This is a genomic window from Streptomyces sp. NPDC051578 (genome assembly GCF_044454045.1).
In the GTDB taxonomy this organism is placed as follows: Bacteria; Actinomycetota; Actinomycetes; order Streptomycetales; family Streptomycetaceae; genus Streptomyces.
The window spans coordinates 147,224-164,696 of record NZ_JBITDH010000009.1; the positions used below are offsets into that span (position 1 = coordinate 147,224).

Consider the following 17,473-nt stretch of genomic DNA (forward strand, 5'->3'; position numbering starts at 1 on the left):
ACACGCCGAACACGCAGCCTATCGGCTCGCCGCCACGGCCTTCCCGCTCAGCGGCGGCTCCCGAGGTGAACAACCGACACATGCACGGCGCGCGGGACGGCGCCCCGCACCCGGGTGTGCCGCTCGGGGTCACAGGACGACGGCGCGTCGTCACCCGGTGGCTACGCGTTGGGCCGCAGGGTCCAGACCACGGTCATCTCTCCGGTCACGGCCTCGTCCTCGCGCTGGATGGCGATGGTGACGGGGAACTCGGGGCGGCCGCCCGCGTCGAGCTCCGCGATGACCTCGGCGGCCGGGCGGCCGAGGGTGGCGGTGGCGGTGACGACGCCCTTGGCGAGCTTCTTGTAGCCGATCTCGGCCTTGACGGCGAGCGGCACGGCGCGCGAGAGCTGGTCCCCGAAGGCGGCGAGGACGATGGCGCCGCTCGCGGACTCGGCCAGGGTGAACATCGCGCCCGCGTGCGGACCGCCGACGTGGTTGTGGAAGTCGGGCTGGTCGGGCAGCCGGACGACGGCGCGCTCCGGGGTCGTCTCCAGGAACTGGAGGTTCAGGGTGCGGGCCATCGGCACGGTCGCGGCGAGCAGTTCGCCCACGTTCATCTGTTCTGCGCTCATGGGACGCGATGTTACCCACGAGTAAGGCCGGTTGGCCAGACCCGCCGAGGGGGCGGCCGTGGCCACCCCCACCCCCTCCCACTATCGTTACCGGCCATGTGGCCAGGACAGCAGCAGCCGCCCGGGGGACAGCCGAACCCCCAGGACGCGCAACAGAACCCGTACCAGCAGCAGCCGGGACAGCCGAACCCGTACCAGCAGCAGCCGCAACCGGGATTCGGTGAGCCGCAGCCCGGTTACGGGTACCCGCAGGCGGGCTACCAGACGCCGCCCCCGCCCGCCCAGCCGTGGGGTCAGCCCCAGACGGTGGCGCAGTCGACGGCCCGCGCCAGGAGCCCGTACTCCACGAAGACGGTGGCCATCGTCGCGGCCGCCGCGGTGGTCGTGACCGCGGCCGCCACCGGGACGTTCGTCCTCACCCGGGACAAGAAGACGGTCCAGGCCAACGACAAACCGGTCGCCGTCTCGTCCCCGCCCGCCACCAAGTCGGCCGCCCCGCCCGCCCCGACCGGGAACCCGCGCGCCGGCGGCGACGTCAAGCCGGTGATCCCGGGCTGGAAGGTCGTCATCAACCCGTTGCACGGCACCGCCTTCGACGTACCGCCGGACTGGACGGTCGCCAGCTCGGGCGTCAGCAGCGGCTTCGAGGACTCGAAGAAGGGCGACGGCTCCCCGCTCGTCACGATGACCGCACCCGCCTTCTACAAGGAGGACTGGTGCAAGGTCGACTCCAACAAGGACGGCAAGGAGGAGAAGACCGAGCTGGCCGGCACCGGCGCCAAGGGCGCCCAGGGCGCCAAGGACACCGCCGAGGCCGCGCGGATCGCCGCCGAGAACTGGGTGTACGCCGCTTACGCCCAGGACTCCCCGAACCCGAAGGAGACGGTCAAGTCCACCGACGCCAAGGACTTCACGACCCTCTCCGGCCTCAAGGGCAGCTTCTCCACGGCCACCGCCACCGGCCTGCCGAAGAAGAGCAAGTGCGACTCCGACGGCAAGAGCATCGCCTTCGCCTACAAGATCGCCAACGGTGACTTCGCGGTCTGGGTGCTCTACGCGGTCGCGGGCGTCCCCGGCGAGGTCTCCAAGGAGACGTACGAGAAGATCATGAGCTCGGTCCGCCTCACCGGGAGCTGATCTGCGGTCGACCCCGCCCCGGGCCGGGAATCCGTTTGGTTTCCCGGCCCGGGGGGGGTGATAGTCCCTGGGTGAGTTCTCCCCCGGCCGCCCCGTCCCCCGTACCCGACCGCCGTCTGCCCGCATGGGCCGGGCGCAACTACGCCCTGCTGACGGGCGCCGCCGTCGTCACCAACCTCGGCAGCCACGGGGCGCTCATCGCCGCCGCCTTCGCGGTCATCGACTCCGGCGGGAGCGCGGGCGACGTCGGCCTGGTGGCGGCGGCCCGCACGCTGCCGCTCGTCCTCTTCCTCCTGATCGGCGGCGCGCTGGCCGACCGGCTGCCGCGACACCGGGTGATGGTCGCGGCCAACGCCCTCAACTGCCTTTCCCAGGCCGCCTTCGCGGCGCTCGTGCTCTCCGGCGACCCGCAGCTGTGGCAGATGATGCTGCTCACCGCGCTCTGTGGCACGGGTACCGCCTTCTTCAACCCGGCCGCCGAGGGAATGCTGCTGTCGAGCGTCTCGGGCGAGCACGCGAACCGCGCTTTCGCCCTGTTCCGGATGGCGATGAACGGTGCGGGCATCGGCGGCGCCGCCCTGGGCGGCGCCATGATCGCCGCGATCGGCCCGGGCTGGGTCCTGGTGGTGGACGCCGCGGCCTTCGCCGTCGCCGGTGCGCTACGGGCCTTCCTGCGCGTCGGCCACATCGCCGGGCGGGCTCCCGGCGGAGGTCTGCTTGCCGATCTGCGCGAAGGCTGGGTCGAGTTCAGGAGCCGCCCCTGGCTGTGGCGGATCGTGCTCCAGTTCTCGGTGGTCGTCGCCGTCGTGGGCGCGGCGGAGGCGGTCTACGGACCGCTGGTCGCCCGGGACCGGCTGGGCGGCCCCGCTCCCTGGGGCGTGGCCCTGGCCTTCTTCGGCGTGGGCACCATCGGCGGGGCCGTCCTGATGACCGTGTGGAAGCCGCGCCGGCTGCTGCTCGTCGGCACGCTGTGCGTGTTCCCGATGGCCCTTCCCTCGGCGGCGCTGGCGGTGCCGCTGCCGGCCTGGGGGCTGTGTGCGGTGATGCTGGTCAGCGGTGTGGCGATCGAGGTATTCGGCGTGAACTGGATGACGACCCTGCACCAGGAGATACCGGAGGACAAGTTCTCCCGCGTATCGGCGTACGACTGGTTCGGCTCGGTGTCGATGGTCCCGCTGGCCACCGCCCTGGCCGGTCCGGCCGAGACGGCCTTCGGCCGCACGCAGGCGTTGTGGGGCTGCGCGACGCTCGTGGTCCTGGCCACCGCGGTGGTCCTCGCCGCGCCGGACGTCCGCCGCCTGACCCGCAACCCGGCACCGGCGCCCTCCTCGGCGCCTTCCCCTTCCACGGCCCCCTCCCCGGCAGCCGAGCCCGCTGCCGTGTGACGCCGGGCCGGGGGTGATCAGCCGACGCTGAACGCCCCCGCCGGGGGCTCCGGCGAGGCCACGGCCTGCGCGTCCCGCACCGCGGCCGCGCCCCGCATCAGCCGGGCCAGGGCCGGACCCTCCTCCACCCGGGCCGGGAACGCATCCGCCGCGCAGCGCCGGGCCAGGGCGGCCACCGGGATCTCCCGGTCCGAGGCCACGAGCACCGCGTTGCCGAACCTGCGGCCCCGCAGCACCCCCGGCTCCGCGATCAGCGCCAGCTCCGCGAACACCGCCCCGAAGTTCGCCAACTGCCCCCGCAGGAACGCGAACGGGGCCCCGTCGGCCAGGTTCGCCGCGTACAGACCGCCCGGTCGCAGCACCCGCGCCGCCTCCCGCGCGTACTCCAGGGAGGTCAGCTGCGCCGGGACCCGCGAGCCCCCGAAGACGTCGGCGACCACCACATCGGCGCTCGCCCGGGGGGCGCCCTCCAGCCAGGTGCGCGCATCGGCGGCGTGCACCGTGATCCCGGACTCCTCGCCCCAGGGCAGGTGTTCCGCCACCAGCTCCACCAGGCCCGCGTCGAACTCCACCACCTGCTGGCGGGAGCCCGGCCGGGTCGCGGCGGCGTACCGGGGAAGGGTGAGGGCGCCCCCGCCGAGGTGCAGCAGGTCCAGCGGCGCACCCGGCTCCGCCGCGCCGTCCAGTACGTGCGCGAGGCGTCGTACGTACTCGAACTCCAGGTGCTCCGGCTCGTCGAGGTCGACGTATGACTGCGGCGCCCCGTCGACGGTCAGCAGCCAGGCCCGCTCCCGGTCCACGTCCGGCATCAGCTTGGCGGTGCCCTGGCCCACGTCCCGGATCACCGGGATCTGCTCGTCGTTCACGACACCATTGTCAGGCCGCCCAGACGCGCGCCGCCTCCGCCGCGTGCGCCGGCGCCTGCGCCAGGCCGGCCCGGGCGGCCGGATCGCGCCGCGCCGGATCCAGGACGTTGCGCCCGAAGGTCTTGCGGGCCTCGGCGGACGGAGTGATCAGCAGGACCTCCGCACCGGCCTTCCGCAGTTGCTCGGCCTGCGCCGCGGGCGAGGGGATCAGCCTCGACCCGAGCGCCAACGGCGCGATGATCACCACCCGCTCGTACCCGGCGGCCAGGTCCGCGTTGGTCGCGGAGCGGACGCCGCCGTCGATGTACCGCCGGCCTTCCACGGTCGCCGGCGGCCACACCCCCGGCACCGCGCAGCTCGCGGCGACCGCGTCGAGCAGTCCGGCCCCGCCGTCCCGGTCGAAGGCCGCCAGTTCGCCGGTCAGGGCGTCGACGGCCGTCACGACCAGCCGCCGCTCGGGCCACTCGCGGGAAACCAGCCGGGCTTCGAGCACCGCGCGCCGGTCCGCCTCGGGCACGGTGTCGGCGGCCAGCGCGAAAGCGCCGACCCTCCGGCGGTAGGCCGCGGCGTCCCGGGAGCGCAGCATCGTGACGGCGTACCGCGCGAAGGTGGCGGCTCCCAGCTTCGCAGCGGCCTCGCCGGCCGGGTCCCCGAGCTGGCGCTCGTACAGTTCCCTCGGGGTGAGCAGCCCGGAGGCGAGCTGAGCTCCGACCACCGAACCGGCCGAGGTGCCGACGACGAGGTCGGCGGTGGTCAGATCCGTACCGGCGGCGGCCAGGCCGCACAGGATCCCGGCCTCCCAGCCGACTCCGGTGAGTCCGCCGCCGCCCAGTACCAGTGCCGTCCTGCCACCCATCGCCGCCCGCCCCTCGTCACCTCACCAACCCTGTGGTGACGGCAGTCTGCCCCAGCCCCACCACCGTCACCACACCGGGCCCTCGATCCGATCGGGTCAGTCGACCGAGGTCACCGTCCCCGCACCGACCGTGCGTCCGCCCTCGCGGATCGCGAAGCCGAGACCGGCCTCCAGGGGAACGTCACGGCCCAGTTCGACGGTCATGGTGACCGTCTCCCCCGGCCGGGCCACCCCCGCCGCGCCCAGGTCCACGTCCCCGACGACGTCCGCGGTCCGGATGTAGAACTGCGGCCGGTAGCCGGAGGCCACCGGCGTCGTCCTGCCGCCCTCCCGGGCGGAGAGCACGTACACCTGGGCGGTGAAGCGGCGCCGGGGCTCGACGCTGCCGGGCGCCGCGACCACGTGCCCGCGGCGCACCCCCTCGCGCGGCACCCCGCGCAGCAGCAGCGCGACGTTGTCGCCCGCCTCGGCGGACTCCATCGGCTTGCCGAAGGTCTCCAGCCCGGTCACCACCGTCACGGCCGGCTCCCCGTCGCCGCCGAGCACGCTCACCCGGTCGCCGACGCGTACGCTGCCGCGCTCGACGGCGCCGGTCACGACCGTCCCGCGCCCCGTGATGGTCAGTACGTTCTCCACCGGCAGCAGGAACGGCGCGTCCGTGTACCGCACGGGCATCGGCACATACGTGTCCACCGCGTCCAGCAGCGCCTCGATCGCCGCGGTCCAGCGCGGGTCGCCTTCCAGCGCGCCGAGCCCGGAGACCCGTACGACGGGCGCCGCGTCGCCGCCGTAGCCGTGGGCGTCGAGCAGCTCGCGGACCTCCAGTTCGACCAGGTCGGTGAGCTCCGGGTCCCCGGCGTCGGCCTTGTTGAGGGCCACCACGATGTGGTCGACACCGACTTGGCGGGCGAGCAGCACGTGCTCGGCGGTCTGGGGCATGACCCCGTCGAGGGCGGAGACCACGAGGATCGCGCCGTCGAGCTGGGCCGCGCCGGTCACCATGTTCTTGACGTAGTCGGCGTGACCGGGCATGTCGACGTGCGCGTAGTGGCGGGTGTCGGTCTCGTACTCGACGTGCGTGAGGTTGATGGTGATCCCGCGCCGGGCCTCCTCGGGGGCCCGGTCGATGCGGTCGAAGGGCACGAAGGAGGCTCCGCCGCGCTCGGCGAGGACCTTGGTGATGGCGGCGGTCAGGGTCGTCTTGCCGTGGTCGACGTGGCCCATGGTGCCGATGTTGAGGTGAGGCTTGGTGCGTACGAAGGCCGTCTTGGCCATGATGTCTTCCCGTGTGTCGCGAAGCCGGTACGGGACCCCTGGAGCGAACCGACCCTCCCCCTGCGGGGTCCGCCGGACGTTCCGGGAAGGGTCAGCTTCGTGCGCCGTCGAATGCGGCGAAGGGGAGTGCCTCTGCGAGGACGGCAGCCTTCGGCGCGTCCGCGACTGCGGACGGCGCTGCGGGGAAGGCGTACCGGGACATGCACCTGATCCTGCCTCAGCCTCCGGGCGGCGTCGAACGGTTTTCCCGTGGTGCCCCGGCGGGTGCGCGACGTGGTCTTCGTCACTGCCGGTGTCGGGCGCGGCCCCGTGGCCTCGTGGGCGTCGGGCGGCGTTCATGCGCGCGCGAGGCGGAGGTCGGCGCCGCGTCCGACGTGTCGGTTAGTCTCCCGGGATGTCCCTCCTCCTCGCGCCGTGGGCCCGGCTGTCGCTGCTCGTCCTGCTGCTCGCGGCGGGGGGCGCGTGCGTGCTGCTGTACGAGCCCCAGCGCCTGCTGTCGCAGGGCCTGCCCGCCGGTCTTCCGGTGGGTGCGGCGACGCTGCTGTTCGCGACGGTGTACGGCCTGTGCACGGCGGCGTTCGTCCCGAGGCCGTTGCTGAACCTGGCGGCGGGGGCGGTACTGGGATCCCCGCTGGGGCTGCTCGCGGCGGTCGCCGGAACGGTCCTCGGCGCCGCGATCTCCTTCGGACTGGGCCGGGCGCTGGGCCGCAGCGCACTGCGGCCCCTGGTGCGGGGCCGCTGGCTGCGGGCGGCCGACGGGCAGCTCGGCCGGCACGGCTTCCGCTCGATGCTCGCGATCCGCCTCTTCCCGGGCGTCCCGTTCGCGGCAGCCAATTACTGCGCGGCGGTGTCCCGCTGCGGCTGGCTGCCGTTCCTGTGCGCGACCGCGCTGGGCACCGTGCCCAACACCGCCGCGTACGTGATCGCCGGGGCGAGCGCCTCCGCGCCCGATTCCCCGGCGTTCCTCGTCTCCTTCGGCTTCATCGCGGTGTCGGGGGTGGTCGCGGCGGCGGTCGCCTGGCGCAAACGGCACCGCCTCGCGGCCCCTCCCGCGCCGATGGCGACCTGCGGCCGCACGCCCCGGCACCCCCCTGTGGTCACCGGCGTTTCCCACGGGCCCTAGCATCGGACGCGACCTTCCCGACGATCACAAGGACGAGCGCACCCCGACATGAGCTGGTTCGAATCCCTAATCCTCGGTCTCGTCCAGGGGCTTACGGAGTTCCTCCCGATCTCCTCCAGCGCCCACCTCCGGCTGACCGCGGCATTCGCCGGCTGGCAGGACCCGGGCGCGGCCTTCACCGCGATCACCCAGATCGGCACCGAGGCAGCCGTGCTGATCTACTTCCGCAAGGACATCGCGCGGATCGTCTCCGCCTGGTTCCGGTCGCTCTTCGACAAGTCCTTGCGCTCGGACCAGGACGCCAAGATGGGCTGGCTGGTGATCGTCGGCTCGATCCCGATCGGTGTGCTGGGCATCACGCTCAAGGACGCGATCGAGGGCCCGTTCCGTGATCTGCGGCTGACGGCCGCCACGCTCATCGTGATGGGTGTGGTGCTCGGCATCGCCGACCGGCTGGCGGCGCGCGACGAGGAGGGCGGCCGGCACCGCGCCGTCCGCGAGCGCAAGACGCTCAAGGAACTCGGGGTCAAGGACGGTCTGATCTTCGGTGTCTGCCAGGCGATGGCTCTGGTGCCGGGCGTGTCCCGGTCCGGTGCGACGATCTCCGGCGGTCTGCTGATGGGCTTCACCCGTGAGGCCGCGGCGCGTTACTCCTTCCTCCTGGCCATCCCGGCGGTACTGGCCTCGGGCGGCATGGAGTTGAAGTCGCTGGGCGAGGGCCACGTGTCCTGGGGTCCGACGGTCTTCGCCACGGTCATCGCCTTCGTCGTCGGCTACGTGGTGATCGCCTGGTTCATGAAATTCATCTCCAGCAAGAGCTTCATGCCGTTCGTGGTGTACCGCATCCTCCTGGGCATCGCCTTGATCGTGCTGATCAGCATGAACGTGCTGAGCCCCCACGCGGGCGAATCGGCCGGGTAAATCACCGTTTCGCGTGAATCGGAGGCCGTCCGGGAACGTTCCCGGACGGCCTCCGCGTCGTTGTGCCTGTAAAGACCTGAGAGAACCGAAGGCGAATTGCAGGGGGTGTCCCATGCGTCGAGTGGTGTTGGAGCGTTTTCCGGCCGGAAGTCCGCGGGGAAGCTGGCCGGCCGAGGAGTACGCGGCCCAGCGGATGCGCGAGGGCGTGCCGGCCGAGGTGGTGATGGACCTGGACAGTGACGCGTTCCTGGTCGTCGTGCGCCAGCGGGAGGCGCATTCCGGTCGCTGAGGTGCCGGCGGGGATCAAGTCCGCGCACGGCCCTTGGCCTCGCGGCCGGGCGCCCGCACACTGACCCGATGACGCAGCGTGTGGACCTCGCGACGGTGTTGGACCGGCTGGCGATCGACGAGGTGGTGTCGGGATACGCCGTGGCCGTGGACGACGGCGACTGGGACGCCTACCGGGCCCTGTTCACCCCGGCCGGGCGGGCGGACTACCGGTCGGCCGGCGGGGTGGAGGGCCCTGCGGCGGAGGTCGCGGACTGGCTGGCGCGGACCATGACGCTGTTCCCCGTGCGCCAGCACCTGATCGTCAACCGGCTGATCCGGCTGGATGTCACCGACGGCGCGCCCGGTGACACGGCGCGGGTGGGGGCCGACTTCCTCAACCCCATGCGGCTGGCCGGTGCCGGCTCCGGCCCCGCGGACACCGCCCCCAACTTCGTCGCCGCGGGCCGCTACGCCTTCGATCTGGCCCGGACCCGCGATGGGTGGCGGCTCGCCGGGGTAACCGTGCACGAGAAGTGGCGGCACCTGGCGGGCTGACGCGGCCCGGCCGTCCCACACTGGAAGCGGAGGCGCCCATGGCCCGGGATCTCAGCGGATGGTGGCGCGCGGGCGCCGCGGCCGGCGCGGGGGCACTGCCCGCGCTCGCCTTCCCCGCCCCGGCGCTCTGGTGGTTCGCCTACGTGGCCCTCGTGCCCTGGATGCTGCTGCTGAGGTCCGCCCCCACCGGGCGGCGCGTCGCCCTGGAAGGCTGGCTCGGCGGCACCGGGTTCGTCTTCGCCGTCCACCACTGGCTGCTGCCGAGCCTGCACGTGTTCCTGTTCCTGCTGGCCGCCCTGCTCGGGGTGCTGTGGATCCCCTGGGCGCTGCTCGTACGGGAGCTGCTCGGCGGGGTCCCGGCGGGCGGGCGCGCGGCCGCCGCGCTGGTGCTCCTGCCGGCGGGGTGGCTGTTGCCGGAGCTGGTCCGGTCCTGGCAGGGGCTGGGCGGTCCCTGGGGGTTGCTGGGGGCCAGCCAGTGGCAGGTACCGCCCGCGCTGATGCTGGCGTCGGTGGGCGGGGTGTGGCTGGTGAGCCTGCTGGTGGTGGCGGTGAACTGTGCGCTGGCGATGGTGGTCGCGGTGCCCGGGGCGCGGGCCGCGGCGGTGGCCGGCCTGACGGGGTGCGCGCTGCTGACGGGGGCGGTGTGGCTGTGGGTACCGCGGCCGGAGGTGTCGGGCGGGCTGCGGGTGGCCGTCGTACAGCCGGGTCCGGTCGCGGACGGCCCGGACAGCACGGAGCGGCGGTTCGCGGCCGGGGAGCGGCTGACCCGGCAGCTGGCCGGGGCGCCGCCCGGCCGGCGCCCGGACCTGGTGGTCTGGGGTGAGAGCAGCGTCGGCGAGGACCTGGCGGCCCGGCCGGACCTGGCCCGGCGCCTCGCGGCGCTGTCGGCGCAGGTGGGTGCACCGCTGCTGGTCAACGTCGATGCGCGGCGCAGTGACCGGCCCGGGATATACAAGAGTTCGGTGCTCATCGGTCCCGACGGGCCGACCGGGGACCGGTACGACAAGATGCGTCTGGTGCCGTTCGGGGAGTACATACCGGCGCGGCCCCTGTTCGGCTGGGCCACCTCGGTCGGCAAGGCGGCGGGCGAGGACCGGATGCGCGGTGACGCGCCCGCCGTCATGGAGCTGCCGGGCCGCCCCGGAGTGCTGCTGGGCCCGCTGATCTGCTTCGAGTCCGCCTTCCCCGACATGAGCCGGCACCTCACCCGCGACGGGGCCGCGCTGCTCGTCACCCAGTCGGCGACCTCCAGCTTCCAGGACAGCTGGGCCCCGGCCCAGCACGCTTCGCTCGCCGCCCTGCGGGCAGCCGAGGACGGTCGGCCGGTGGTGCACGCCACCTTGACGGGGATCAGCGAGGTCCACGGCCCCTCCGGGGAGCGGATCGGGCCGGCGCTGCCCACGTCGGCGAGCACGGCGGCCCTGTACGAGGTTCCGCTCGCCCGGGGCACGACGCCGTACGTGCGCTTCGGGGACTGGCCGGTGGGCGCCGCCCTCGCCGCCCTGGCCGCGTACTGCGCGGCGCAGGCGGCGCGTTCGCTCAGGAGGCCTGCTCCAGAGCCGAGCGCACCACCCGCTCGCACAGTTCATGGGTGAGCAGGGCGTCGCGGGCGCTCGGGACCCGGCCCGCGCCGACCTCCTCCAGGAAGGCGTCCACGACCTGTTCGATACCGCGCTGGCGGGCGACCGGCACCCAGTCGCCGCGCCGGCGCACGGTCGGCTGGCCCCGGTGGTCGATGACCTCGGCGAGGTTGACGACCTGCCTCTTGGTGTCCTGCCCGGACACCTCCAGGATCTCCTCGGTGGAGCCGGAGAGGCGGTTCATGACGCCGAGGGCGGTGAATCCGTCGCCGGACAACTGGAGGACCACCTGGTGCATCAGTCCCCCGCGCACCACGGCGCGCACGTCGATGTGGTCGGCCTCGCCCGGCAGCAGGAAGCGCAGGGTGTCGACGACGTGGATGAAGTCGTCCAGGACCAGGGTGCGCGGGTCCTCGGGCAGGCCGACCCGGTTCTTCTGCATGATGATCAGGTCGCGCGGGTGGTCGGCGCACTGCGCGTAGCCGGGTGCGTGGCGGCGGTTGAAGCCGACGGCGAGGCCGACCCCGCGCGCCTCGGCCAGTTCGACGAGCGCCCGGGACTCCTCCAGCTCGTAGGCCAGGGGCTTGTCCACGTACGTCGGCACGCCCGCCTCCAGCAGCCGGGTCACGATCTCCGGGTGGGCCTCGGTGGGCGCGTGGACGAAGGCCGCGTCGAGGCCCTCGGCGATGAGCGCGTCGAGAGCGGCGTGCCGGCGTCCGGCGGGGATGTGGTGCGCGTCGCCGATCCGGTGCAGCGTGGCCGGGGTCCGGGTCTGCAGGTGCAGCTCGACTCCGGGCCTGGTGGTGAGGACGGGCAGGTACGCCTTCCGGGCGATGTCGCCGAGTCCGATGACGCCGACCTTCACCGGGTACCTCCTGGTTGGTTCCTTGTGGGACGCTCGCAGCTTAATCCCTGGTGACAGGGGCCGCGTTCGCCGAAGATGGGCACCATGACCAGTTCTGGATCACACCGTGACGAACCCTCCACCACCGCGAACGAGCGGGAGATGCTGGACGGCTGGCTCGACTACCACCGCTCCACGCTCGCCTGGAAGTGCGAGGGCCTCAAGGACGAGCAGTTGCGCAGCACTCCGCTCCTGCCCTCCGAGCTGAGCCTGCTGGGGCTCGTGCGCCACATGGCGGAGGTGGAGCGGTACTGGTTCCGGGAGATCATGCTGGGCGCCGACCTGCCGGAGCTGTACTCCACGAGCGATGACCCGGACGGGGACTTCCACTTCACCGATGACGACTCCTGGGCGGAGTCGGAGGAGGTCTGGCAGACGGAGGTCGAGCTGGCCCGGCAGGCCACCGCGGGCCGTTCCCTGGACCTGCTGTCGGATCCCGGGAGCCACCACCGCGGCGAGGTGTTCAGCCTGCGCTGGGTCTACCACCACATGATCGAGGAGTACGCGCGCCACAACGGCCACGCGGATCTGCTGCGCGAGCACATCGACGGCGCCACCGGCGAGTAGGGCCCGGGCCGCCGGCGTCACGGCACGGCACCCGGGCCGGGCCGGCGCCACGGCACCCCGGCGGCCGGCGTCAACCGGCGGTGTCCCGGCGGCCGGCCGTCACCCGTGCGGGGGCAATATCCGCTCCGGGTTTTCGCAACCGGGTCCCCGCACAGCAGAGTTGCCCGGGTGCATCCAACCCGAACCACGACGAAACTCCTGCTCGGAGTGGCCTGTGCCGTCTCGGCCGTCTCCGGCTGTGTGAATGTGAGCCCCACCGCGACGCAGCCGGCGGGCACCTCCAGCGGGCTGCCGCCCCACCACGAGCCGCGCGGCGGGTCGGGGGCCGCGGCCGTGGTCGTCCAGGCTCCGGCCCTGGAGGCGTTGCAGGCGGTGCCGCCGGAACCCGCGCGTCCGGCGGCTTCGGGGAGCTCCCGCCTGCCCGCCCGGCGCTCCTCGGGCGGCCCCTCCGCGGGGCCCGGGGAGGCCGCGCCGGCCGTTCCCGACATCCCTGAGCCCCGGCGGCCCGCGAAGGCGGCCGGGCAGCGCCCCGGTGCCCTGCCCGGCCCCTCCGGGCGCGGGGCGGAGGCCGGCCGCGAGCTGATGCGGGAGCTGCCGGTCCGCCCTGCCGACGTGTGCGCCCTCGGGCGGCGGCACGGGCGCTGGCACCCGGACAGCCCGGAGGCCCGGATCTGCGCGGGCGTCCACGGCGGGTGACCCGGCCTACGGCCCCTGCTCGGGGAACGGCCGGGCCCGGCCGTCGGGCTCGGCGTCGAGCCGCCGCTCCAGCCGGGCGATGGCGGCCCGCACCCCGTTGCCGTAGCCGTCGTCGGCCAGCGCGCCGGTGGCGGCACGGGCCCGGGCGAGGTGGGCCCGGGCCGCTTCGGGACGGCGCAGCTTCGCGTAGTCGGCGGCCAGGTTCAGGTGCAGCGACGGATAGAACACCCGGACCGCGTGGTCCGGCTGCGGCCGCGCGGGCGGCCCGTCCGCGATCCCCTCGGCGGCGCTCAGGGCCCGCAGGTCCCAGGCCAGTTCGTCGGCCGGGTCGTCCTGGGCGTCGGCCATGTAGTGCGCGAGCGTGCAGCGGTGGAGCAGGTCGCCGCCCTCCCCCAGCTCGGACCAGATCTCGCCCAGCCGGTTGCGGGCCTCCTCGCGGTCGCCGGCGTGCAGCAGGATGACCGCCTGGCCGATCCTGGTCATGACGGCGTCCTCCGACGCCTCCCGCTGCTCCGTCAAAGCGACCTCCGGCTGCCTCCGCCAGACCTGCTCCGGTCTGATCATCAAGACGCTAACCGGAGCAACCGGCTCAGGCACCGAGGCGCGGTGTGGCGTCAGCCCAGGTCCGGGATCCGCCAGTCGATCGGCTCATGGCCCTGCGCGGCGACGGCCTCGTTGATCTGCGTGAAGGGCCGGGACCCGAAGAACTTCTTGGCCGACAGCGGGGAGGGGTGGGCGCCCTTGACGATCACGTGCCGCTCCTCGTCGATGAGCGGGATCTTCTTCTGGGCGTAGGCGCCCCAGAGCACGAAGACGACCGGGTCGGGGCGGGCGGAGACGGCGCGGATCACCGCGTCGGTGAACTTCTCCCAGCCCTTGCCCTTGTGGGAGTTGGGCTCGGCCTCACGGACGGTGAGCACCGCGTTGAGCAGCAGGACGCCCTGCTCGGCCCACGGCATCAGGTACCCGTTGTCGGGGATGGGCAGGCCGAGCTCCTCCTTCATCTCCTTGTAGATGTTGCGCAGCGAGGGCGGGGTCTTCACCCCGGGCCGCACGGAGAAGCACAGGCCGTGGCCCTGGCCCGCGCCGTGGTACGGGTCCTGGCCGAGGACCAGCACCTTCACCTTGTCGAACGGGGTGGCGTCCAGGGCCGCGAACACCTGCTCGTGGGGCGGGTAGACCGGCCCGTTGGCCCGCTCCTTCTCGACGAACTCCAGGAGCTCTTGGAAGTAGGGCTGGTCCAGCTCCCCGCCGATCGCGGGGAGCCAGGACTCGGGCAGCATCTGGCTCACGTCTACATCCTCCGGTACAGGTCCGTGAAACTGCTTGGTGCAACTGGACCGAACCTATACGCAGGCACTGACAACGCCCGTGGCCGGGGAGCGGGGGCTACCAGCTGGTCTTGCGGTACAGCTCCCACATCTGCATGACGGTCTGCGGGTCCAGTGCCCGCTCGGCGCCCGCGACGTCGTCGCGCGCGGCCACGTACAGCTTGCCCTGCCACAGCGGCAGCAGCCGGACGTCCTTGGCGAAGGTCTGCTGCGCCTGCTCGAACTCCCTGACGCCCGCCGAGCGGTCGCTCTCGCGGCGGGACTTGGGCAGCAGGTCGTTGAGGATGTCGGCCGGCTCGTACGGGGTGCCGACGGCGTTCTCCTTGCCGACGAACGGCGCGATGAAGTTGTCCGGGTCGGGGAAGTCGGGGAACCAGCCTCGCCCGAAGACCGGGAACTCGCCGTTCTTGTAGCCGTCCTGGAACTCGATCCAGGGCTTGCTGCGCAGGGTGATCTTGAAGAGGTTGCTCTCGTCCAGCTGGCGCTTGAGTTCGGTGAACTCGTCCGCCGTGGAGGAGCCGTAGCGGTCGGTGGTGTACCAGAAGGTGAGCTCCACCGGCTGGGTGATCCCCGCGTCCCTGAGGGTCTTCCTGGCCGCGTCGACGTTCGGCTGGCCGTACATGTCGAAGAACGGCGTCTTGTGGCCGAGGACCCCCTTGGGGACCATCGAGTACAGCGGCTCGGCCGTGCCCTGGTAGACCTTGGAGACGAGGGCGCCGCGGTCGATGGTCTGGGCGATCGCCTGGCGCACGGCGGGCTTGGCGGCCTGCGGGTCCTTCGGGTTGAAGACCAGGTAGCGGATCTCGGATCCGACGTTCTCCACGACCTGGACGCCGTGGTCGTGCGAGGCGGGGCTCTGGAGGTCCTTGATCTCGGCGGCGGACAAGCCGCGGTAGGTGGCGTCGATCTCCTTGTCCTTGAGCGCCGTGACCATCTTCTTGGAGTCGGTGAAGTACCGGATGGTCACGCTGTCGTTGCGCCGGTTGGCGAAGCCCACGTAGCTGTCGTTGCGGCTGAGGACGGCCTCGCCGTCCTTGTACGACGTCAGGACGTACGGGCCGGAACCGGTCGTCCTGCCGTCCTTGCGGACCTTGTCGGCGGGGTATTCGCCCGGCGGCACCAGCGAGGCGGCCGGCGAGCCGAGGACGAAGGGGAAGGTCGCGTCGGGGGTCTTCAAGTGGAAGACGACGGTCAGCGCGTCCGGGGTCTCGATCTTGTCCAGGCTGCCGAACAGGTCCTTCGGGCCGTTCTTGGAGGCGATCGTCCGGATGCGGTCCAGGGAATGCTTGACGGCCTTGGAGTCGAGCGCGTCGCCGTTGGAGAACTTGAGCCCCTTGCGCAGCGTGCAGCGGTAGGACTCGTTGGCGGAGTCGGTGAACTCGCACCCCTGGGCGGCGTCCGGCTCGGGCTTGGTGCTGCCGGTGGGGAAGGCCAGCAGGGTCTGGTAGATGTTCCGGTACAGCTCCCAGGAGCCGTCCCAGGCCGCCGCCGGGTCGAGGGTGCTCGGCTTGCTCGTCGTACCGACCACGATCGGCTTCTTGTCGGCACCGCTGTCATCGGAAAGCAGACCGCATCCGGCGAGCAGGGATATGGACGCAAGGGCTGCAGTGATCTGCAGGCATCTGGTCCGGTTGAACACGTGCACGCTCCTCGATCAGCCAGGGGTGCGGCAGACCCTACCGCAGTGCCTCACGAATCCAATGGGCAGGTTTGGTGAGGCACTTGACCGATTTCATGCACATTCGACACGCATTTGCCTCCCTTTAGGAGGCAAATGCGTCCGTTTATCGGTCAGTGCACTCCGGCATTGAGGAACATTCCTCCGTCGACGACGAGAGTTTGCCCCGTGATCCATTCCGCTTGTGCAGATGTAAGAAACGCGGCCGCCCCTCCGATGTCCTCGGGGACACCGAGCCGGCCGAGCGGATAGGCGGCCGCCGCCTCCTGCTCGCGCCCCTCGTACAGGGCCTGCGCGAATTTGGTCTTGACCACCGCGGGAGCGATCGCGTTCACCCGCACACCCGGCGCCATCTCGTGCGCGAGCTGGAGGGTGAGGTTGACCATGGCGGCCTTGCTCATCCCGTACGCGCCGATGAAGGGCGAGGCGGAGACGCCGGCGATGGAGGCGATGTTCACGATCGCACCGCCGTTGTCCTTCTGCCAGGCGTGCCAGGTGCGCTGGGCGAAACCGAGCGCCGAGATCACGTTGGTCTCGAAGACCTTGCGCGCCACACCGAGGTCGAGGTCCGCGATCGGCCCGAAGACCGGGTTGGTCCCCGCGTTGTTGACCAGGAAGTCCACCCGGCCGAACGCCTCCATCGTCCGCTCCACGGCGAGGGCCTGGTGCGCCTCGTCGTGCGCCTTGCCCGGAACGCCGATCACCCGGTCCGCCCCCAGGGCCTCCACGGCCTCCTTGAGAGCGTCCTCGTTGCGTCCCGTGATGCAGACCCGGTCGCCACGGGCGACCAGTGCCTCGGCGATGCCGTAGCCGATGCCCCGGCTCGCGCCGGTGATCAGCGCGACCTTGCCGCTGTCCGTTCCTTCGTACGTCGTCATGTGCGCCGTGCCTCTCCTCGGTTGCGGTGTCTCACGTCGGTTGCCGTGCCCCGTCTAGTCGAGGGGGCCGCCGGCCACGTACAGGACCTGGCCGGAGACGAAGCCCGCGGCCTCGCCCGTGAAGAAGGCGATGGCGCCCGCGATGTCCTCGGGGCGGCCCACGCGCTGCACCGGGATCTGGGTGGCGGCGGCGGCCTGGAACTCCTCGAAGCCCATGCCGACGCGGGCGGCGGTCTGGGCGGTCATCTCGGTGACGATGAACCCGGGGGCCACGGCGTTGGCGGTGACGCCGAACTTGCCGAGCTCGACGGCCAGCGTCTTGGTGAAGCCCTGGAGGCCGGCCTTGGCGGCGGAGTAGTTGGCCTGGCCGCGGTTGCCGAGCGCCGAGCTGCTGGAGAGGTTGACGATGCGGCCGAACTTGGCCTCCACCATGTACTTCTGACAGGCCCGGGCCATCAGGAACGCCCCCCGCAGGTGGACGTTCATGACCGTGTCCCAGTCGGTGTCGCTCATCTTGAAGAGCAGGTTGTCCCGGAGCACGCCCGCGTTGTTGACGAGGACGGTCGGGGCGCCCAGCGTGCTCGCGACGCGCTCGACCGCGGCCTCCACCTGCGCGCTGTCCGAGACGTCGCATCCGACCGCGAGGGCGGTGCCGCCCGCGGCGGTGATCGCCTCCACGGTGTCCTTGCAGGCCGCCTCGTCGAGGTCGAGCACGGCGACCGCGCGGCCTTCCGCGGCCAGCCGCACGGCGGTGGCCGCGCCGATGCCCCGGGCCGCCCCGGTCACGATCGCTACACGCTGCTCGGTGGTGGACATGCTGGGTCTCCTCGCGCTTGG

Annotated in this window: 19 protein-coding genes; 9 read left to right on the forward strand and 10 right to left on the reverse strand. The window is 72.4% G+C overall.

Annotated elements, in window-relative coordinates:
* Positions 1–161 precede the first annotated feature (161 nt).
* Positions 162–614, reverse strand: coding sequence for a DUF4442 domain-containing protein (locus ACIA6C_RS28680; protein WP_190186993.1), 453 nt, complete (start codon positions 612–614; stop codon positions 162–164).
* A gap of 96 nt (positions 615–710) precedes the next feature.
* On the opposite strand from ACIA6C_RS28680, the gene ACIA6C_RS28685 reads away from it, so the two are divergent.
* Both ACIA6C_RS28685 and ACIA6C_RS28690 read left to right on the forward strand, forming a co-directional pair.
* On the forward strand, positions 711–1,751 hold the full coding sequence (locus ACIA6C_RS28685) for a hypothetical protein (RefSeq protein ID WP_366080102.1): 1,041 nt from the start codon (positions 711–713) through the stop codon (positions 1,749–1,751).
* Between the two features lie 71 nt (positions 1,752–1,822).
* Positions 1,823–3,136: an MFS transporter gene (locus tag ACIA6C_RS28690; protein ID WP_399280176.1), complete on the forward strand. Its 1,314-nt coding sequence runs from the start codon at positions 1,823–1,825 to the stop codon at positions 3,134–3,136.
* A 17-nt stretch (positions 3,137–3,153) separates the two neighbouring features.
* On the opposite strand, the gene ACIA6C_RS28695 is transcribed toward ACIA6C_RS28690, so the two are convergent.
* The 3 genes from ACIA6C_RS28695 to tuf form a co-directional block, all read right to left on the reverse strand.
* Complete coding sequence (locus ACIA6C_RS28695) at positions 3,154–3,945, reverse strand: spermidine synthase (protein ID WP_399280236.1); 792 nt, start codon at positions 3,943–3,945, stop codon at positions 3,154–3,156.
* A gap of 67 nt (positions 3,946–4,012) precedes the next feature.
* On the reverse strand, positions 4,013–4,858 hold the full coding sequence (locus ACIA6C_RS28700; RefSeq protein WP_399280178.1) for a patatin-like phospholipase family protein: 846 nt from the start codon (positions 4,856–4,858) through the stop codon (positions 4,013–4,015).
* A gap of 96 nt (positions 4,859–4,954) precedes the next feature.
* Positions 4,955–6,133 (reverse strand): elongation factor Tu, encoded by a 1,179-nt coding sequence (tuf, locus tag ACIA6C_RS28705; protein ID WP_361137634.1) that lies wholly within the window; start codon positions 6,131–6,133, stop codon positions 4,955–4,957.
* Positions 6,134–6,527: 394 nt separating this feature from the next.
* Here tuf and ACIA6C_RS28710 point away from each other — a divergent pair, with 394 nt between their 5' ends.
* The 5 genes from ACIA6C_RS28710 to lnt all read left to right on the forward strand — a co-directional run bounded on the left by ACIA6C_RS28710 (position 6,528) and on the right by lnt (position 10,597).
* A complete protein-coding gene (locus ACIA6C_RS28710) occupies positions 6,528–7,256 on the forward strand; it encodes a TVP38/TMEM64 family protein (protein ID WP_399280180.1) in 729 nt (242 codons plus the stop codon).
* Positions 7,257–7,304: 48 nt separating this feature from the next.
* On the forward strand, positions 7,305–8,177 hold the full coding sequence (locus tag ACIA6C_RS28715) for an undecaprenyl-diphosphate phosphatase (RefSeq protein ID WP_361137636.1): 873 nt from the start codon (positions 7,305–7,307) through the stop codon (positions 8,175–8,177).
* Positions 8,178–8,289: 112 nt separating this feature from the next.
* Positions 8,290–8,466: a hypothetical protein gene (locus ACIA6C_RS28720; protein ID WP_190186999.1), complete on the forward strand. Its 177-nt coding sequence runs from the start codon at positions 8,290–8,292 to the stop codon at positions 8,464–8,466.
* Positions 8,467–8,534: 68 nt separating this feature from the next.
* Complete coding sequence (locus tag ACIA6C_RS28725; protein ID WP_366080107.1) at positions 8,535–9,002, forward strand: nuclear transport factor 2 family protein; 468 nt, start codon at positions 8,535–8,537, stop codon at positions 9,000–9,002.
* A gap of 38 nt (positions 9,003–9,040) precedes the next feature.
* On the forward strand, positions 9,041–10,597 hold the full coding sequence (gene lnt, locus ACIA6C_RS28730; RefSeq protein ID WP_399280183.1) for an apolipoprotein N-acyltransferase: 1,557 nt from the start codon (positions 9,041–9,043) through the stop codon (positions 10,595–10,597).
* Here the strand turns inward: lnt and ACIA6C_RS28735 are convergent.
* Positions 10,542–11,447: a Gfo/Idh/MocA family protein gene (locus tag ACIA6C_RS28735; protein WP_399280185.1), complete on the reverse strand. Its 906-nt coding sequence runs from the start codon at positions 11,445–11,447 to the stop codon at positions 10,542–10,544. The two genes, lnt and ACIA6C_RS28735, sit on opposite strands and share 56 nt — an antisense overlap.
* Positions 11,448–11,531: 84 nt before the next feature.
* On the opposite strand from ACIA6C_RS28735, the gene ACIA6C_RS28740 reads away from it, so the two are divergent.
* Positions 11,532–12,053, forward strand: coding sequence for a DinB family protein (locus tag ACIA6C_RS28740; protein WP_399280187.1), 522 nt, complete (start codon positions 11,532–11,534; stop codon positions 12,051–12,053).
* Between the two features lie 168 nt (positions 12,054–12,221).
* A complete protein-coding gene (locus ACIA6C_RS28745; protein WP_399280189.1) occupies positions 12,222–12,749 on the forward strand; it encodes a hypothetical protein in 528 nt (175 codons plus the stop codon).
* A gap of 6 nt (positions 12,750–12,755) precedes the next feature.
* Here the strand turns inward: ACIA6C_RS28745 and ACIA6C_RS28750 are convergent, their stop codons facing one another.
* The 5 genes from ACIA6C_RS28750 to fabG all read right to left on the reverse strand — a co-directional run bounded on the left by ACIA6C_RS28750 (position 12,756) and on the right by fabG (position 17,452).
* Positions 12,756–13,268, reverse strand: a complete 513-nt coding sequence (locus ACIA6C_RS28750; protein WP_399280238.1) for a hypothetical protein — start codon at positions 13,266–13,268, stop codon at positions 12,756–12,758.
* A 95-nt stretch (positions 13,269–13,363) separates the two neighbouring features.
* The gene (locus tag ACIA6C_RS28755) at positions 13,364–14,032 is read right to left on the reverse strand and encodes a uracil-DNA glycosylase (protein ID WP_366080126.1); all 669 of its coding nucleotides are present in this window, start codon (positions 14,030–14,032) and stop codon (positions 13,364–13,366) included.
* Positions 14,033–14,138: 106 nt separating this feature from the next.
* Positions 14,139–15,719 (reverse strand): ABC transporter substrate-binding protein, encoded by a 1,581-nt coding sequence (locus tag ACIA6C_RS28760; RefSeq protein ID WP_399280191.1) that lies wholly within the window; start codon positions 15,717–15,719, stop codon positions 14,139–14,141.
* A gap of 152 nt (positions 15,720–15,871) precedes the next feature.
* Positions 15,872–16,636, reverse strand: coding sequence for an SDR family oxidoreductase (locus ACIA6C_RS28765; RefSeq protein ID WP_361137643.1), 765 nt, complete (start codon positions 16,634–16,636; stop codon positions 15,872–15,874).
* A gap of 54 nt (positions 16,637–16,690) precedes the next feature.
* Complete coding sequence (gene fabG, locus ACIA6C_RS28770) at positions 16,691–17,452, reverse strand: 3-oxoacyl-ACP reductase FabG (protein WP_399280193.1); 762 nt, start codon at positions 17,450–17,452, stop codon at positions 16,691–16,693.
* Positions 17,453–17,473: the final 21 nt, after the last annotated feature.

Coding starts and splice junctions, on each gene's coding strand:
- ACIA6C_RS28680 (WP_190186993.1), bottom strand. CDS start 614: ATGAGCGCAGAACAGATGAACGTGGGCGAACTGCTCGCCGCGACCGTG.
- ACIA6C_RS28685 (WP_366080102.1), top strand. CDS start 711: ATGTGGCCAGGACAGCAGCAGCCGCCCGGGGGACAGCCGAACCCCCAG.
- ACIA6C_RS28695 (WP_399280236.1), bottom strand. CDS start 3,945: ATGCCGGACGTGGACCGGGAGCGGGCCTGGCTGCTGACCGTCGACGGG.
- ACIA6C_RS28700 (WP_399280178.1), bottom strand. CDS start 4,858: ATGGGTGGCAGGACGGCACTGGTACTGGGCGGCGGCGGACTCACCGGA.
- tuf (WP_361137634.1), bottom strand. CDS start 6,133: ATGGCCAAGACGGCCTTCGTACGCACCAAGCCTCACCTCAACATCGGC.
- ACIA6C_RS28710 (WP_399280180.1), top strand. CDS start 6,528: ATGTCCCTCCTCCTCGCGCCGTGGGCCCGGCTGTCGCTGCTCGTCCTG.
- ACIA6C_RS28715 (WP_361137636.1), top strand. CDS start 7,305: ATGAGCTGGTTCGAATCCCTAATCCTCGGTCTCGTCCAGGGGCTTACG.
- ACIA6C_RS28720 (WP_190186999.1), top strand. CDS start 8,290: ATGCGTCGAGTGGTGTTGGAGCGTTTTCCGGCCGGAAGTCCGCGGGGA.
- ACIA6C_RS28725 (WP_366080107.1), top strand. CDS start 8,535: ATGACGCAGCGTGTGGACCTCGCGACGGTGTTGGACCGGCTGGCGATC.
- lnt (WP_399280183.1), top strand. CDS start 9,041: ATGGCCCGGGATCTCAGCGGATGGTGGCGCGCGGGCGCCGCGGCCGGC.
- ACIA6C_RS28740 (WP_399280187.1), top strand. CDS start 11,532: ATGACCAGTTCTGGATCACACCGTGACGAACCCTCCACCACCGCGAAC.
- ACIA6C_RS28755 (WP_366080126.1), bottom strand. CDS start 14,032: ATGCTGCCCGAGTCCTGGCTCCCCGCGATCGGCGGGGAGCTGGACCAG.
- ACIA6C_RS28765 (WP_361137643.1), bottom strand. CDS start 16,636: ATGACGACGTACGAAGGAACGGACAGCGGCAAGGTCGCGCTGATCACC.
- fabG (WP_399280193.1), bottom strand. CDS start 17,452: ATGTCCACCACCGAGCAGCGTGTAGCGATCGTGACCGGGGCGGCCCGG.